Origin of the sequence: Streptomyces sp. NBC_00377 (genome assembly GCF_036075115.1) — a bacterium.
In the GTDB taxonomy this organism is placed as follows: Bacteria; Actinomycetota; Actinomycetes; order Streptomycetales; family Streptomycetaceae; genus Streptomyces.
The window spans coordinates 3,965,269-3,981,225 of the sequence record NZ_CP107958.1 but is presented as its reverse complement, the minus strand read 5'-3'; the positions used below and the strand labels follow the sequence as shown (position 1 = coordinate 3,981,225).

Here is a 15,957-nt window from a genome sequence, read left to right as displayed (position 1 = left end):
GAGGCCCGGTCCCGGTGCGGCCCGGGGCCGGGCCCTGTACTCCGTCCGGGTGAACAGGCGGGCGGGGAAAGCGAAGGGAGCGTGCGGGCTTCGGGCCCGACCGGTCCTGAGGACCACTTCGCTCACCGGTACGCTCAAGGTGTGAACGCAGGAGAAACGCAGCGCGTGCCTTGGATCGTGGGGGTGTCCGGGGCGTCCGGTACGCCCTATGCCGCCGCCGTGCTGCGTGCGCTGCTCGCCGGGGGCGAGAGCGTCGACCTGGTGGTCAGCCGGGCCTCGCGGCTCACCCTGCTCGACGAGACGGGGATCTCCTTCCGGGACGCGCACTGGCGCGACGACCTGCGGGAATGGCTCGCGCGCGGGGCCGACGGCAAGCCGGACACTTTCCGGACGAACGTCGAAGACGTCCGGTACTGGGCTGCGGGGGACCTGGCGGCGGGGCCGTCCTCGGGGTCGTATCCGGTCAAGGGGATGCTGATCGTGCCCGCCTCGACGGCCTGTGTCGCCGGGGTCGCCCTCGGGTTGTCGAAGGACCTTCTCCAGCGGGCCGCGAGCGTCACGCTCAAGGAGCGGCGGCCTCTCGTCGTGACGGTGCGCGAGACACCGCTGGGCGGGCAGACCCTGCGCCATCTGGTCGCGCTGGACGACGCCGGTGCGAGCGTCGTGCCCGCCTCACCCGCCTTCTACGCGGGCGCCACGCACATCCAGGATCTGGTCGACTTCGTCGCCGGGCGCGTACTCGACGCGGCGGGGGTCGCGCACACGCTCTACCGCCGGTGGGACGGCGAACTGGGCGGCGCGAACGGAACCCGGGCCACATGAGCGCCATCTGAGCAAGTCGCAGTACCTCTCATCTTTTCAGGAACTCTTGACCGGAAGGCTTCGATCGCATGGACGCGGTGGACAGGCAGCTCATCCAGGCACTGCGGGAGAACGGCCGGGCCTCCTACGCGGAGCTGGGGCGCCTCGTCGGTCTGTCGGGACCCAGCGTCACCGACCGCATCAACCGGCTGGAGGCGGCCGGTGTCATCACCGGCTACCGCGCCACGGTGAACGCCGCCCAGCTCGGTCTCGGCGTCACCGCCCTCATCGGCATCTCCCTCTCCGACGCCGCCGACCACGAGGACGTGGCCAACCGGATGAAGGACCTCAGCGAGATCGAGGACTGCTGGTTCATCGCCGGCGACGACTCGTTCATGCTGAAGGTGCGGGCCAACGACGTCGACGGTCTCGAGCGGATCATCCGGCGGCTCAGCGGGACCAAGGGCGTCTCCCGCACCCGTACCACCATCGTGCTCTCCACCAAGTGGGAGAACCGGGTCGGGGAGCTTCCCGAAGAGGTGTAGGCCCGTTCCAGGGCCGGTCGGGGCCACCTCCCGCCCGAAGGGCGGGGGCGTACGGTTGGTCGTCGACGACCTCGTCGGACGTCGTCGTAGTAAGTCGTAGAGAGGTGCGGGCATGGACGTCGGACTCAAGCGCGAGCTGGAGGAGAAGGTCAGGGCCGGTGAGCGGCTGACCCGTGAGGACGGCATCGCGCTGTACGAGTCGGACGACCTGGCATGGCTGGGCGGCCTCGCGCACGAGGTGCGGACCCGTAAGAACGGCGACGTCGTGCACTTCAACGTCAACCGGCACCTCAACATGACGAACGTGTGCACGGCGTCCTGCGCCTACTGCTCCTTCCAGCGCAAGCCGGGCGAGAAGGACGCGTACACGATGCGCATCGAGGAGGCGGTGAAGCTCGCCAAGGCGATGGAGGGCGAGAGCCTCACCGAGCTGCACATCGTCAACGGCCTGCACCCGAACCTGCCGTGGCGCTACTACCCGCGCTCGCTGCGGGAACTCAAGGCCGCGCTCCCGGACGTCTCGCTGAAGGCGTTCACGGCGACGGAGATCCACCACTTCGAGACGATCTCCGGCCTGTCCGCCTCCGAGATCCTCGACGAGCTGATCGACGCCGGTCTGGAGTCGCTGACGGGTGGCGGCGCCGAGATCTTCGACTGGGAGGTCCGGCAGCACATCGTCGACCACCGCACCCACTGGGAGGACTGGTCGCGCATCCACCGGCTGGCGCACGAGAAGGGTCTCAAGACCCCGTGCACCATGCTGTACGGCCACATCGAGGAGCCGCGGCACCGCGTCGACCACGTCCTGAGGCTGCGTGAGCTCCAGGACGAGACGAACGGCTTCCAGGTCTTCATCCCGCTGCGCTACCAGCACGACTTCGTGGACATGAAGGACGGCAAGGTCCGTAACCGGCTCCAGGCCCGCACCCAGATGGCGACCGGCGCGGAGGCCCTGAAGACCTTCGCGGTGTCGCGGCTGCTGTTCGACAACGTCCCGCACGTGAAGGTCTTCTGGGTCATGCACGGCGTGCAGACCGCGCAGCTCGCGCTCCAGCACGGCGCCGACGACATGGACGGCTCGGTCGTCGAGTACAAGATCACGCATGACGCGGACAACTACGGCACCCCGAACAAGCTGACCCGCGACGACCTGCTGGACCTCATCCGGGACGCCGGTTTCCGCCCGGTGGAGCGCAACACCCGCTACGAGATCATCCGCGAGTACGACGCCCCCGACCCGGCCCGCCGCGAGTCGCCGCAGCCGATGCGGGTGTGACGGGCGCGTCGAGCCGTACGCCGGCCGCGGGTGCGTGGGGGACCGGTCGTGGTGCCCCGCGCCCCTGAGGCCGGGAGGAGAGCCGCGGCCGGCCGCGGCGGGCCGGTGCCCGCGGTCCGCCGCTCCTCGGTCCTGCGCGCGGACGACCGCGAGGGCGCCTGGCAGGGGCTGGTCCAGGATCCGGGAACGGCGGCGCCCATGCTGTCGAAAGAGTCGAAGTAAGGACTACGATCCCTGCGTGTCGCTTACCTTCACCCTGGATCCCGCTGTCACCCCCGCCCTGCGCGACGGCATCCTCGACCTGTGGACGGATGTCTCCAACGCGGGTGGGGCCGTCGGCTTCGTGCCGCCGGTGGAACGCGAGACGGTCCGGCCGGAACTGGTCCGCCACCTCGTCCAGATGGCCGAGGGCCGCACCCGGCTGCTCGTCGGACACGACCCGGCCGGCGAGGTCGCCGCGACGGCGTTCCTCAGCTTCAACACGCACCGCCTCCAGACCCACTGGGTGATGCTGTACACGGTGATGGTGCACCCCCGCCACCAGGGCAGGGGATACGGCCGCGACCTGCTGGCGGCCGCCGCCGAGGAGGCCCGCGCCTTCGACGGCATCGACGCGATCCGGCTGACCTGCCGCGGCGGACTCGGCCTGGAGCACTTCTACGGCTCCTGCGGCTACAAGGAGGTCGGCCGGGTGCCCGGCGCCATCCGCGTCGCGCCGCACGACGACCGCGACGACATCATCATGCTGCTGCCCCTGACGTGAGCCGGGGCGCCCCGACGCGAGCCGAAGCACCCCTGCTCGACCCGATGCGAGGGCTCCCGGCCGCTCGTACCCCGCTGCAAGATCGGGTCCCCGGCGTGCTTCACTGGACGACGGCCCCTTTTGGAATCGGAAGAGTGGATTGACATGCTCCGCTACACACTGATGCGTCTCGGTGTCTTCGCCGGCTGCCTCGTGGTCGTCTGGGGCCTCGTCTACTCGGGTGTCGTCCCGCGCGGCCTCGGCGACTCCAACCTCATGTGGATCCTCCTCCTCTCGCTGGTGATCTCCGCGCCGATCAGCTTCGTGGTGCTGCGCAAGGAGCGCGACCGCGCCTCGGTGCACGTCGTGCAGCGGGTGGACCGGATGAAGGCCAACCTGGACGCCAACCGGTCCCAGGAGGACGACGTGGCCGACGAGAGCGCGCACCCCCAGGGCCGGGCGCAGACCTCGTAGGTCGTGTCTGACGATTCCCGCTGCGCGCGCGACGCCTGGCACGGCACTCCCCCAGCCTTCGGCCGGGGGTGCCCCCACGCCGCGTTGCCGGATCACCCGAGTACATCCGGTACACGGGCGATCCTCCGCCTTGCGATGCTCCCCCACCGCCTGAACGGCGTGGGAGGTGCCCCCATCACCGGACGCCGCGCGCTGATCCGACGCGAATGGTCAGACACGCCCCAGCGGCCTCGACCCGGCCGGGACCGGGGTCGGGATCCGGCCGGCGGAGCGGGGCGGACCGGGTCGGAGCGGGTCCGGCCCCGGCGGGCCCAACTACGCTGTGCCCATGGGTGCCGTGAAGACCAAGCGGATGCCGCGTGCGGTCCGTGAGCAGCAGATGCTGGACGCCGCAGTGGAAACCTTCGGCCGCCGCGGGTACATGGCCGCGTCGATGGATGAGATCGCCGAACTCGCGGGCGTGTCCAAGCCGTTGGTGTACCTGTACCTGAACTCCAAGGAAGACCTCTTCACCGCCTGCATCCGGCGCGAGGCGAAGACGCTCGTCGCCGCGGTGCGCACCGGCGTCCGCACCGACCTGCCCGCCGACCGCCAGCTCTGGGACGGACTGCTGGCGTTCTTCGCGCACACCGCGGAGCACCCGCACGCCTGGTCCGTCCTGCATCTACAGGCCCGCACGCACGGTGAGCCGTTCGCCGCGGAGGTGGCGGCGATGCGCGAGGAGATCGTCGCCTTCGTCACCCAGCTGATCGTGGTCGCGGCCAGGGAGGCCCACCGCGACCCCGATCTCCCCGAACGGGAGGTCGCCGGACTCGCCGAGGCGCTGGTCGGCGCCGCCGAGTCCCTCGCCGCCTGGGCCAACACCGCCGACGGCACCACGGCCCGCCAGGCGGCGGCGACCCTGATGAACTTCGCCTGGGCGGGCCTCGGCAACCTCATGAACAACCGTCCCTGGTCCCCGCCCGAGGCCTGAGCCGCCCGCCCGACCCGGCGCGGGCCGGGCCGGTCACCAGGTGAGCGGATCCACCCGGCCGCTCACATGCACCCGTCCCGCCTCGCCCGTCCCGCGCAGCTCGAACCGTTCGCCGTCCGACGCGAAGGCCACCGTCCCCGGCAGCAGGACGGGCGCCCGGAACTCCGCCCGTACGCGCACCGCCGGTGGGCTGCCGTGTGCGGCGAGACAGCGGGCCACGGTCCACATGCCGTGCGCGATGGCCCGCGGGAAGCCGAACAGGCGGGCGGTGAGCGCGTGCAGATGGATCGGATTGCGGTCGCCCGACGCGGCGCCGTAGCGCCGCCCCACGTCGGCGGCGAGCCGCCACTCGTCGAGCACCGGGACGGGCTCCCGGGTGGCCGCAGGCTCGAGGGCGGGAACCGGCTCGGTGCGGTGCCGGGCCAGATACGTGCTGGTCGACTCCCACACGAGGGCGCCGCGCTCCCGCAGCTCCGTCACGACGACCGCCTCGGTCCCCCGCCGGTGCGCGGCCAACCGGTCCACGTACACGGTGAGTTCGTAGGCGCCCATGGCCGCGAGGCCGGTGCGGCGGGTGATCTCGATCGACGTGTGGACCAGGCCGAGCAGCGGCAGCGGGAAGCCGCGGCCGCTCATGATCCGCATGGCCAGCGGGAAGCCCAGGACATGGGGATAGGTGAGCGGCAGCGAGTCCTCGCCGGTCGGGAAGCCGCACACCCGCTCGTAGGCGGCCAGCCGGCCGAGGTCCACCCGCAGGTCGGGCAGGACGAGACGGTCACCCGTGCCGGAGTACCCGACACCGGGCCGGGGCCGCTTGAAGGGCGAACGCAGCGCGCCGAGGGCGAGCAGCGGACCCAGGGACGGGGGACCGGACAGCATGATCACTACGCCGGTCATTAGGCCCCCAGCAGACTCTGGCCGCACACCCGCACGACCTGCCCGTTCACCGCGCCGGACGCCGGATGGGCGAGCCAGGCGGTGGTCTCGGCGACGTCGACGGGCAGACCCCCCTGGGCGAGGGAGTTCATCCGGCGGCCCGCCTCGCGGATGAGCAACGGAACCGCGGCCGTCATCCGCGTCTCGATGAAGCCCGGCGCCACCGCGTTCACCGTGACCCCGTGCTCGGCCAGCGCGCGTGGGGCGAGGGACCGGACGAGTCCGGCCACGCCCGCCTTGCTCGCGCCGTAGTTCGTCTGCCCCGCGTTGCCCGCGAGGCCGGCGATGGAGGCGGTGGCCACGATCCGCCCGCCCGTCCGCAGGGCGCCCTTGGCCAGCAGGGCGTCCGTGGTGCGCAGCACGCTCCCCAGGTTGACGTCGAGCACCGGACTCCATCGGTCGGCGGGCATGTTGACCAGCCGCCGGTCCCGCGTGATCCCGGCGTTGTGGATCAGCACGTCCAGCCCGTCGGGGAGTTCGGCGGCGATCCGCTCACCCGCGTCGGCGGCCGTGATGTCGAGGGTGAGGGCGGTCCCGCCGAGCCGTGCGGCGACCCGGCGCGCGTCCTCCTCGGCCTGCGGTACGTCCAGTACGACGACATGGGCGCCGTCCCGGGCCAGCGTCTCGGCGACGGCCTCGCCGATCCCGCGGGCGGCGCCGGTGACGAGCGCGGTCCGGCCGGCGAGGGGGAGTGTCCGGCTCGCGGGGCCGTCCGATTCCTCGAACCCGGCCGTCCCCACGGCGATCACCTGGCCGCTGACGTACGCCGACCTGGGGGAGAGCAGGAAGTGCAGGGTGGACTCGGCGGCGGCCGCGTCGGTCAGCCGGACCAGGTTGACCGTTCTGCCCCGCCCGATCTCCTTGCCCAGCGACCGCACGAACCCCTCCAGGGCCTGCTGCGCGGCCGCCTGGTGGTGATCGCGGGCGTCCAGGGGCGCGCCCAGGACGACGATCCGGCCGCTCGCCGCGACCGACCGCACGACCGGGTGGAGGGCCGCGTGCACCTCGGCGAGCGTGTCGAGGTCACGGACGCCGGTCGCGTCGAGGACGACGGCGGCGGGGCCGGTGGTTCCGGTGGGCAGGCCGGTGCGGGCCAGGACCGGCGCGAGGCCGGGCACGGGCGGGCCGCCGGCCGTGAGGTGCAGCAAGGGGCCGTCCAGGCCGGGCCGTTGGGCCGTCCATCGCCTGAGCGGCGCCGGTTGCGGGAGCCCGAGCCGCCGGGTGAGGAGGCGACCGGGCGCGGTGGCGGTGAAGCTCAGATAGCGGTCGGCCATGATGATCTCCCACGGGCTCGGTGCACACCTCGTACCGGGTGCTTACTCTGGAGTAAGGTTACCGTGGGTAAGTCTAGGTCACGGATGAGGAGCAGGTCGAGATGAGTACCTCGGAGCCGTCACGGGCGAGCCAGCGGGTGAGTCACCTGAAAGTCGCGGGGAGCAGTGCGCCGCAGCCCCCTCCGGAACTCCCGCGCGTCCGCCGCGTGGCGATCGTCGGAGGCACCCGCATCCCCTTCGCCCGTTCCGACGGCCCCTACGCCACCGCCTCCAACCAGGAGATGCTGACGGCGGCCGTGAACGGGCTCGTGAACCGGTACGCACTCGATGTGCCCGGCGTCGTGGGCGAGTTGGTCGCCGGGGCCGTCCTCAAGCACAGCCGTGACTTCAACCTCGCCCGCGAGACGGTCCTCGGTTCGAAGCTGGACGCCCGCACCCCCGCCTACGACCTCCAGCAGGCCTGCGGCACCGGCCTCCAGGCCGTGATCGCCGCCGCCAACAAAATCGCCCTCGGCCAGACCGAGTCCGCGATCGCGGGCGGCGCCGACACCGCCAGCGACGCCCCCCTCGGCGTCAACGACCGGCTGCGCCGCATCCTTCTCGAAGCCCGCCGGGCGAAGTCGACCGGCGCCCGCCTCAAGGCCCTCGCGCAGATCCGCCCCGCCCATCTTGTCCCCGACATCCCGCGCAACGCCGAACCGCGCACCGGGCTGTCCATGGGTGAACACGCGGCGGTCACCGCCCGCGCCTGGGGCGTCGGACGCGAGGCCCAGGACGAACTGGCGGCCACCAGCCACCAGCGGCTCGCGGCCGCCTACGAGCGCGGCTTCTTCGGCGACCTGGTCGTCCCGTTCCGCGACCTGGCCCGCGATCAGAACCTGCGCCCGGACTCCACGGCCGAGAAACTCGCCGGGCTGAAGCCGGTGTTCGGGACGGAGGGCCCCGAGCCGACCATGACGGCGGGCAACTCGACTCCGCTCACGGACGGCGCGGCGGTGGTGCTCCTCGCCTCCGAGGAATGGACCGAGGCACGCGGCCTCGAACCGCTCGCCTACCTGACGGCGTACGAGACGGCGGCCGTCGACTTCGTACGCGGAGATGTCGCGAACGGCGAGGACGGGCTGCTGATGGCACCCGCGTACGCCGTCCCGCGCATGCTGGAACGGGCCGGTCTGGGCATCGAGGACTTCGACCTGTTCGAGATCCACGAAGCCTTCGCCTCCCAGGTGCTGGCGACGCTCGCGGCCTGGGAGAAGCAGGGCCTTGCACCGGTGGACCGCGACCGCCTCAACGTCGCCGGGTCCTCTCTCGCCACCGGCCACCCCTTCGCGGCGACCGGCGCGCGCATCGTGGCGACCCTGGCCAAGCTGCTCGCCGAACGGGAGGGCCCCGCACGGGGATTGATCTCGATCTGCGCGGCCGGCGGGCAGGGAGTCACGGCGATCCTGGAACGAACGTGAAGATTCCTCATATAACCCCCGGGATTGCACATCCCCAGCGCCGGAACATTCCCGAACACGCACAAGCCCCACACGTGAGCGCCGTACGATCCCGTACCTAACCGGCGGTAACCCCTGTCTTAGGGGGCATCCCGGTTGAACGCCTCGGTGCGCGAGGCACGTACGTCATGCAGCAAGCAGTTTCGTCGCTGCACGCCCAGGGAGCCGCCCGTGTCCACGCCGTATCCAGCCGCCGGTTCGGCCTACGCCGATCCCGACGCTCCCCCCGCCCTGGTGGAACCCGAGACACGACGGCTGGACGGCGTGGTGCGGGAGGCGTCCGTACCGGCGTTCGCGCGCCCGGTGACGTACGGCTCGCTCGCCGACCTGCCCTACGACAACGCGGGCGCCGCCCCCGAGGCGGTGGTCCTCAGCCGCAGGGGCCAGGACGGCGAGTGGACGGACATCACGGCCGAACGCTTCGCCGCCCAGGTCCACGCGGTCGCCAAGGGACTGATCGCGGAGGGCCTCGTGCCCGGCGACCGGCTCGCCATCATGGCCCGCACGACCTACGAATGGACGCTGCTCGACTTCGCGGCCTGGGCGGCCGGCCTGGTCACGGTGCCCATCTACCCGACCTCCTCCGTCTTCCAGACCCGCTGGATCCTCCACGACTCGGGCGCGGTCGCCCTGGTCACCGAGACGCCCGGACAGGCCGCGACCCTCGGCCCCGAACTCGACCGGCTCCCCGACCTCCGCCATCTGTGGGTCATGGAGAAGGGGCATGTGGACCGGCTGATCGACGCGGGCGAGCACGTACCGGACGCGGAGGTCGAGATCCGCCGGGGAATGCTGGTCCCGGACACGCTCGCCACCCTCATCTACACCTCCGGCACCACGGGCCGCCCCAAAGGCTGCGCACTCACCCACGGCAACTTCTTCGCCGAGGTCGACAACGCGATCGAACTCCTCTACCCGGTCTTCAAATCGGGCGGCGAGGACCTCTCCGTCCTCCTCTTCCTCCCCATGTCCCACGTCTTCGGCCGCATGGTCGCCATCGCTTGCGTCCGCGCCCGCGTCCGGCTCGGCCATGCCCCGAGCCTCAAGGCCGACGAACTCCTCCCGGACCTGGCGGCCTTCAGACCCACCTGTCTGCTGGCCATCCCGTACATGCTGGAAAAGATCTTCAACACCGCGCGCGCGAAGGCCGAGGCCGGCGGCAAGCTGTCCTCCTTCGACCGGGCCGTCAACGTGGCCCGCCGCTACGGCGAGGCGGTCGAGGCACAGAAGACCGGCACCGGATCCGGTCCGGCCGCCACCCTCCGCGCCGCCCGCACCCTCTACGACCCGCTCGTGTACCGCCGCCTCCGCAGCGCCATGGGCGGCCGCGTCCGCCACGCCATCTGCGGCGGCTCCCCCCTGGGCCGACGCCTCTCCGCCTTCTACCTCGGCGCCGGCATCGAGATCTACGAGGGCTACGGCCTGACGGAGACGACGGGCGCCTCGACCGTGACGCCACCGCTGAGACCCCGCCTGGGCACCGTGGGCTGGCCCCTGCCCGGCACGAAGATCCGCATAGCGGCGGACGGCGAGATCCTCATCGCCGGCGAACACGTCCTGCGGGGCTACTGGGACCCGGCGGCCGGAGGAGTCGTCCCCGCCGCCCCCGACGGCTGGCTGCCGACCGGTGACCTCGGCGAACTGGACGACGAGGGCTATCTGACGATCACCGGCCGCAAGAAGGAGATGATCATCACGGCGGGCGGCAAGAGCGTCGCCCCCGCGCCCCTGGAGAACTGGCTGCGCTCCCACCCGCTGATCTCCCAGGCCATGGTCCTCGGCGACGGCCGCCCCTACGTCTCCGCCCTCCTCACCCTCGACCCCGACGGCCTCACCCACTGGCGCCAGATGAACGGCAAGCACCCGGTCCCGGTGGAACTGCTGATGGACGACCCCGAGTTGAAGGCCATACTCCAGCGCGCGATCGAGGAGGCCAACAAGCTGGTGTCCCGCCCCGAGTCGATCCGCCGGTTCGCCATCCTCCCCACCGACTTCTCGGAACACGCCGGCCACCTCACCCCCTCGATGAAACTCCGCCGCGAGGCGGTCCTGCGCGACTTCGCTGAACAGGTGGAGGGGCTGTACGCGCAGGAAGCGCGGTAAAGGATTCGCGGGCCGGGCTCCGGCCGGGGAGTATCCGGCCGGTGAACAGCATCGAGTTCTTCCACTGTCCCATGGACGACCACCCCACCATCCTGGTCTGGGGAATCCGGGTCGACGGCCTCGATCTGCGCGCGCACACCGCCTGGGCGACGCGGGAGCTGTGGCGGCCGGAGCTGGAGGACCAGTTCGAGGACCAGGAACGGGAGTCGGCGGAGCTGATCTGGCGGCAGCACGGCGGGCTGGGCGTCCTCGACTTCACCGGGAACCCCTTCCTGCGTACGGCCGACCGGACCCCCCTCCTCGGCTGCCCCTGCGGCATCTGGCAGTGCCGGCCCCTCATGGCCCACGTCGCCATGACCCCCACGACGGTCACCTGGTCCGGTTTCCGCTGTCCGGAGCGCGAGGAGTGGGGCGAACTGCCCCTGGGCCCGTTCCTCTTCGAGCGGCAGGCCTACGAGGAGGCGCTGAGCGCTCCGGCGGTGCTGACGGAGGACCCGCTGGGCCCGGCTCCGGAGTCCTTGGGCTGTGTTCCCTGATCCTTCTCGGAGGCGACAGCGGCGGCGGACAGCAGCGTCGCGCCGGCCAGGCTGCCCCAGAGCGCGGCCGGGCCGTGGGGCGCGAGAGCCGTGATGACCGCAGGGGAGACGGCGAGGCCGAAGCCCGTGGACAGCTCGAAGCGGGCGAGCGTGCGGCCCAGGGCGTGGGCCGGGGCCAGGAGGGTGACGAGCGCGGTGGCGCTGCCGGTGTAGACGATCTCGCCGAGGGTGCAGATCACGGACACCGCGGCGACGGCCGGGGCACCCCAGCCGTGTCCCAGTGAGGTGGCCACGAGGAAGCCCAGGTAGGAGACGGTGAGCAACACACCGGCGAGCGCCAGCACGATCCGCCGGGGGAAGCGGGACATCAGGACGGTGACCGGAACCTGGAGGGTGACCACCAGCACCGTGTTGGCCACGAAGATGGCCGCCGACCACACCGGTGACGCGTGCAACTGGGTCACCAGGACCAGGGGAAGCGCGATCTCGGGGACGTTGAGGCAGAAGACGTAGACGACATTGGCGGCCAGCAGTGCCCGCATCCGGGGGACGGGAGCGGGGGCAGGGGAGGGAGGAGCGGGGACGGTGGTGGGCGCGTCGGATCTTCCCCTGTCCGCGGACGCGACCGGGTGCGCGCGCAGGTGGACCGACCAAGCCAGGGCCGCCGCGGCGAGATAGGCGAGCCCGGTGACGGCTGCCAGCGCCCGCAACGCGGTGGTGCCGCCCGTCAGACACGCGGTGGCGATCAGCGCGCCCGCGCCCAGGCCCGCGTTGCGCAGGGCGCGGCCCGCCGCGAGCGCGGTGTCGCGTTCCCGGCCGTGCGCGACCGTGGCCACGAGGGCGGCGTGGGCCGCCGGCCAGGCCTGGTTGCCGATGCCGAAAAAGAGCGCCGCCGACGCGAACGGCCAGGCGTGCCCCGTCGGCGTGGCCAGCAGCAGCACCACCCCCAGCACCCGCACCAGCATCGACGCCGCCACGACGGTGCTGCGCGCGCCCCCGTCCAGCCATCGGCCCACCACGGGCAGGCATCCCAGGCCCACCACGATGCCGGCCGTCATGGCGATGCCGGTGAGCGGCGCGGACAGCCTCAGCACCGTCACCCCGTAGAGCAGCAGGAAGGGACGCAGCAGGCCGGTGCCGAGCGCGTCCACAGCCAGGGCGACGGCATAACGGGGGCCGCCGGAGGCCCGGACGAGGGCGCGGGGCCGGATCTTCGCGGTGCTGGTGGTTGCCATGGCGGCAACGGTGGGTTCGACCGCCGGGCAGGGCACGTCGGTTGACGGACACCGTCAACCGACGTCGTCGCCGGCCGGCCGGTCGGTGATGATGAGGGATGACGTTGAGGATCGACATCGGCGGACTGCCGGCCGAGCGACTGCGGTTCGCCGCCTCCCCGCTGGCCGAGCTGACCGCGATGCTGCACGTGCTCGCCGAACCCGGGCACCATCCGCAGCTCGCCGGCTGGGCCGGGGACGTCTGGACCGGGCTGCGGCCGGAGCTGGCCGAGCGGCTGCGGGAGGCGGAGTTCCTCTGGCGTTCCTCACAGGCGGACTTCCTGATCCCCGCCCGGCCCCGGCCCACCCTCGCGGAGGAGCTGGACGACGTCGACCGGATCGACGACGAGCGGTATGTGACCGCCGCGCTCGTCACCACCTGCGGCAGCAACCGGGTCCACTTCGGCACGCGGTCGCCGCTCACCGACGCCACCGCCCGTGAGCGGGCCCTGGACCTGGCCCAGTCCCGGGGCGCGCTCCAGGAGGCCTTCGCGGAACGGCTCCTCGCCGACCCGGCCGCCGTACGGGCGCGGGTGCGCGACACCCTCGAACAGTGCGCCGGGGCCTTCTTCGACGCCGCCTGGGCGGGCGTCGCCGTGCGCCTCGCCACCGACCTGCGCGTGAAGAACGACCTGCTGAATCGCCAGGGCATCGGGGCGGCCCTCGCCTCCGTCTCCGACGCGGTCACCCTGGCACCCGACGGCGACTGCATCGTCGTGGACAAGCTCCAGGACAAGGCGACCGCCGCCCACGGCACCGGGGTCACCTTCATCCCCAGCGTCTTCGGCCGCCCGCACCTGGTGGCCGTCCACGCGCCCGGCTGGCAGCCGGTGGTGCAGTACCCGGTGGCCGAGCCGAGCGCGGTGGAGCCGGTGTCGCTGGAGATGGTCACCCTGCGGCTGGAAGCCCTGTCCCATCCGGTACGGCTACGGCTGCTGCGCACCCTGGCCCGCGGCCCGCACACCAACCGGGAACTGGCCCACGCCTGGGAACTCACCCCTCCGGAGGTCTCCCGTCACCTCGCCGCACTGCGCCGCGCGGGCCTGCTCACGGCCCGGCGGGACGGCCGCTACGTCCGCTACACCCTCGACCTGGCCGCCCTGACGGCCCTGGGCGCAGACCTGCTGGCGGCCGTGCTGCGCTGAGGCGACTACTTCACGGTGGGGGGCGAGGGACTGGGCCCAGGCACCGGCGGCGAGGGAGAGGTGGGGGCCGTCCCGGCCGGCCCGTCGCCTCACGGGGGCACCAGCTCACCGCCCGGGGGCATCCGCACGGCAGCGACGTCAACCACACCGCGCAACAGGGTGGTCGCGGAGCTCGCCGCCAACGCCGTCACGCACGGACGGGTCCCGGGCCGGGACTTCGAGCTGCGGCTGCTCCCGGAGGGCACGCTGCGTGTCGAGGTGAGCGACGCCCGCGCGGACCGGCGACTGCGGATCGTCACGAACCCGGTGGAGGAGGGCGGTCGGGGGCGGATCCTCGTCCGGGCGCCGGCCCGCACGCGGGGTGTCGTGGAGCGGGACATCGGCAAGACGGTCCGGCGGAACTGCCCTTCCGCGACCGGAGGTGGGTCCGGGCCGGACCGAGCGAGAAGTTCCGGCCATCGCACGGCCCTTGACTTCACAAGACCCTCGCGCGACATTCCGGTCTCCGCACCCGAATCCATCCATTCGTTCCCCGTCGGCTGGAGTGGCCATGACCACGAGCGCGGATCCTGTGAGACACCACGGCCTTCCCTCCCGGAGGGCCGTGCTCGGCGCCTCCGCCGGGGCCGGCGCCGGGCTGGCGCTGGCTGCCCCCGGGCGACAGGCGGCCGCCGCCGACCTGCCCGTCCTCGGTACCTACGACGTCGTCGTCATCGGCTCCGGCGCCGCCGGGATGACCGCCGCGCTGACGGCCGCGAGGCGCGGGCTCAGCTGTGTCGTGGTCGAGAAGGCGCCGACGTTCGGCGGGTCCGCCGCCCGCTCGGGGGCCGGGATCTGGATCCCGAACAACTCGGTGATCCTGTCCGCCGGGGTCCCGGACACGCCCGCGAAGGCGGCCGCCTACCTGGCGGCCGTCGTCGGAGCGGACGTCCCGGCCGACCGTCAGGCGGCCTTCCTCGCGCACGGGCCCGCCATGCTCTCCTTCGTCATGGCCAACAGCCCGCTGCGTTTCCGCTGGATGGAGGGGTACAGCGACTACTACCCGGAGCTGCCCGGCGGGTTGCCCGGCGGCCGCTCCGTCGAGCCCGACCAACTGGACGGCAACCTCCTCGGGGCCGAACTCGCCCGCCTCAACCCGCCGTACATGGGCGTCCCCGCGGGCATGGTCGTGTTCAGCGCCGACTACAAGTGGCTCGCGCTGGCCGCCGTGAGCGTCAAAGGCGCCGCCGTCGCCACCGAGTGCCTGGCGCGCGGGACCAAGGCCGCCCTGCTCGGGCAGAAGCCGCTCACCATGGGACAGTCGCTGGCCGCGGGACTGCGCGCCGGTCTGCTCGCCGCCCAGGTGCCGGTGTGGCTGAACACCCCGCTCGCCGACCTGCGCGTCGAGGGGGGAGTGGTGACGGGGGCCGTCGTCACGCGCGACGGCGTGCCGGGGCTCGTACGGGCCCGGCGGGGTGTCGTCGTCGGCTCCGGGGGGTTCGAGCACAACGCGGCGATGCGGGCGCAGTACCAGCGGCAGCCGATCGGGACCGAGTGGACGGTCGGGGCGAAGGAGAACACGGGGGACGGGATACGTGCCGGTCAGCGCGCGGGCGGGGCGCTGGCGCTGATGGACGACGCCTGGTGGGGACCCGCGATCCCGCTCCCCGGCGAGCCGTACTTCTGTCTCGCCGAACGCACCCTGCCCGGCGGCCTGTTGGTGAACCGGGCCGGCGCCCGCTTCGTCAACGAGGCCGGCCCTTACAGCGACGTGGTCCACACGATGTACGACCTCGATCCGACCGCACCGGACATCCCGGCGTGGCTGGTCGTCGACCAGAACTACCGCAACCGGTACCTCTTCAAGGACATCGCGCCGACCTTCGTGCTCCCCGACGACTGGTACACCTCGGGAGCCGCGCGCAAGGCCTGGACCCTCGACGCCCTCGCCGCCTCGATCGGCGTCCCGGCCGCCGCGCTCCGCTCCACCGTCGACCGCTTCAACTCCCAGGCCCTCAGGGGCAAGGACACCGACTTCCGGCGCGGCGACAGCGCCTACGACCACTACTACACGGACCCCTACGTCCTCCCCAACTCCTGCCTGGCCCCCCTGTGGCTGCCTCCCTACTACGCCTTCCGCATCGTCCCCGGCGACCTCGGCACCAAGGGCGGTCTGCGCACGGACGCCCGGGCCCGGGTGCTGCGCGCCGACGGCTCGGCGATCCCCGGCCTGTACGCCGCCGGGAACGCCAGCGCCGCCGTCATGGGGCACAGCTACGCGGGCGCGGGCTCGACGATCGGCCCCGCGATGACCTTCGGCTACCTCGCGGCCCTCGACCTCTCCGGCGGGCTCGGATGACGGTTCGGGCCGCGACGGCGCGTGTCATCAGGGACGTGTCA

General features: G+C 72.4%; 15 protein-coding genes. 12 read left to right on the top strand and 3 right to left on the bottom strand.

Going from position 1 to position 15,957, the window contains the following annotated elements:
- Positions 1–165 precede the first annotated feature (165 nt).
- The 7 genes from OHS71_RS17885 (at position 166) to OHS71_RS17855 (ending at position 4,811) form a co-directional block, all read left to right on the top strand.
- Complete coding sequence (locus OHS71_RS17885) at positions 166–822, top strand: UbiX family flavin prenyltransferase (RefSeq protein WP_328480373.1); 657 nt, start codon at positions 166–168, stop codon at positions 820–822.
- A gap of 68 nt (positions 823–890) precedes the next feature.
- A complete protein-coding gene (locus tag OHS71_RS17880; protein ID WP_054238669.1) occupies positions 891–1,346 on the top strand; it encodes an Lrp/AsnC family transcriptional regulator in 456 nt (151 codons plus the stop codon).
- Between the two features lie 112 nt (positions 1,347–1,458).
- Positions 1,459–2,622 (top strand): aminofutalosine synthase MqnE, encoded by a 1,164-nt coding sequence (gene mqnE / locus OHS71_RS17875; protein WP_328480372.1) that lies wholly within the window; start codon positions 1,459–1,461, stop codon positions 2,620–2,622.
- 51 nt (positions 2,623–2,673) lie between these two features.
- Positions 2,674–2,844 carry a hypothetical protein gene (locus OHS71_RS17870; RefSeq protein WP_328480371.1) on the top strand — a complete coding sequence of 57 codons (171 nt, stop codon included), beginning with the start codon at positions 2,674–2,676 and terminating at the stop codon, positions 2,842–2,844.
- Between the two features lie 16 nt (positions 2,845–2,860).
- The gene (locus OHS71_RS17865; protein WP_328480370.1) at positions 2,861–3,385 is read left to right on the top strand and encodes a GNAT family N-acetyltransferase; all 525 of its coding nucleotides are present in this window, start codon (positions 2,861–2,863) and stop codon (positions 3,383–3,385) included.
- A gap of 144 nt (positions 3,386–3,529) precedes the next feature.
- On the top strand, positions 3,530–3,838 hold the full coding sequence (locus OHS71_RS17860) for a DUF4229 domain-containing protein (RefSeq protein WP_328480369.1): 309 nt from the start codon (positions 3,530–3,532) through the stop codon (positions 3,836–3,838).
- Positions 3,839–4,166: 328 nt separating this feature from the next.
- A complete protein-coding gene (locus OHS71_RS17855; protein ID WP_328480368.1) occupies positions 4,167–4,811 on the top strand; it encodes a TetR/AcrR family transcriptional regulator in 645 nt (214 codons plus the stop codon).
- Positions 4,812–4,844: 33 nt separating this feature from the next.
- Here OHS71_RS17855 and OHS71_RS17850 read toward each other — a convergent pair whose 3' ends face one another.
- The gene (locus OHS71_RS17850) at positions 4,845–5,708 is read right to left on the bottom strand and encodes a MaoC family dehydratase (protein ID WP_328480367.1); all 864 of its coding nucleotides are present in this window, start codon (positions 5,706–5,708) and stop codon (positions 4,845–4,847) included.
- Positions 5,708–7,021 carry a 3-oxoacyl-ACP reductase gene (locus OHS71_RS17845; RefSeq protein ID WP_328480366.1) on the bottom strand — a complete coding sequence of 438 codons (1,314 nt, stop codon included), beginning with the start codon at positions 7,019–7,021 and terminating at the stop codon, positions 5,708–5,710. The genes OHS71_RS17850 and OHS71_RS17845 overlap by 1 nt, the downstream gene beginning before the upstream one ends.
- Positions 7,022–7,158: 137 nt before the next feature.
- Between OHS71_RS17845 and OHS71_RS17840 the strand changes: the two genes are divergently transcribed.
- The 3 genes from OHS71_RS17840 (at position 7,159) to OHS71_RS17830 (ending at position 11,159) form a co-directional block, all read left to right on the top strand.
- Positions 7,159–8,481, top strand: coding sequence for an acetyl-CoA C-acetyltransferase (locus tag OHS71_RS17840; protein WP_328484551.1), 1,323 nt, complete (start codon positions 7,159–7,161; stop codon positions 8,479–8,481).
- A 210-nt stretch (positions 8,482–8,691) separates the two neighbouring features.
- Complete coding sequence (locus OHS71_RS17835; RefSeq protein ID WP_328480365.1) at positions 8,692–10,623, top strand: AMP-dependent synthetase/ligase; 1,932 nt, start codon at positions 8,692–8,694, stop codon at positions 10,621–10,623.
- 41 nt (positions 10,624–10,664) lie between these two features.
- A complete protein-coding gene (locus tag OHS71_RS17830; RefSeq protein ID WP_328480364.1) occupies positions 10,665–11,159 on the top strand; it encodes a hypothetical protein in 495 nt (164 codons plus the stop codon).
- Here OHS71_RS17830 and OHS71_RS17825 read toward each other — a convergent pair.
- The gene (locus OHS71_RS17825; RefSeq protein ID WP_328480363.1) at positions 11,075–12,394 is read right to left on the bottom strand and encodes an MFS transporter; all 1,320 of its coding nucleotides are present in this window, start codon (positions 12,392–12,394) and stop codon (positions 11,075–11,077) included. The two genes, OHS71_RS17830 and OHS71_RS17825, sit on opposite strands and share 85 nt — an antisense overlap.
- Positions 12,395–12,492: 98 nt before the next feature.
- Here OHS71_RS17825 and OHS71_RS17820 point away from each other — a divergent pair, with 98 nt between their 5' ends.
- Together OHS71_RS17820 and kstD are read left to right on the top strand one after the other, a co-directional pair.
- Positions 12,493–13,578 (top strand): helix-turn-helix domain-containing protein, encoded by a 1,086-nt coding sequence (locus tag OHS71_RS17820; RefSeq protein WP_328480362.1) that lies wholly within the window; start codon positions 12,493–12,495, stop codon positions 13,576–13,578.
- Between the two features lie 550 nt (positions 13,579–14,128).
- On the top strand, positions 14,129–15,916 hold the full coding sequence (gene kstD / locus OHS71_RS17810) for a 3-oxosteroid 1-dehydrogenase (protein WP_328480361.1): 1,788 nt from the start codon (positions 14,129–14,131) through the stop codon (positions 15,914–15,916).
- The last annotated feature ends 41 nt before the right edge of the window (positions 15,917–15,957 follow it).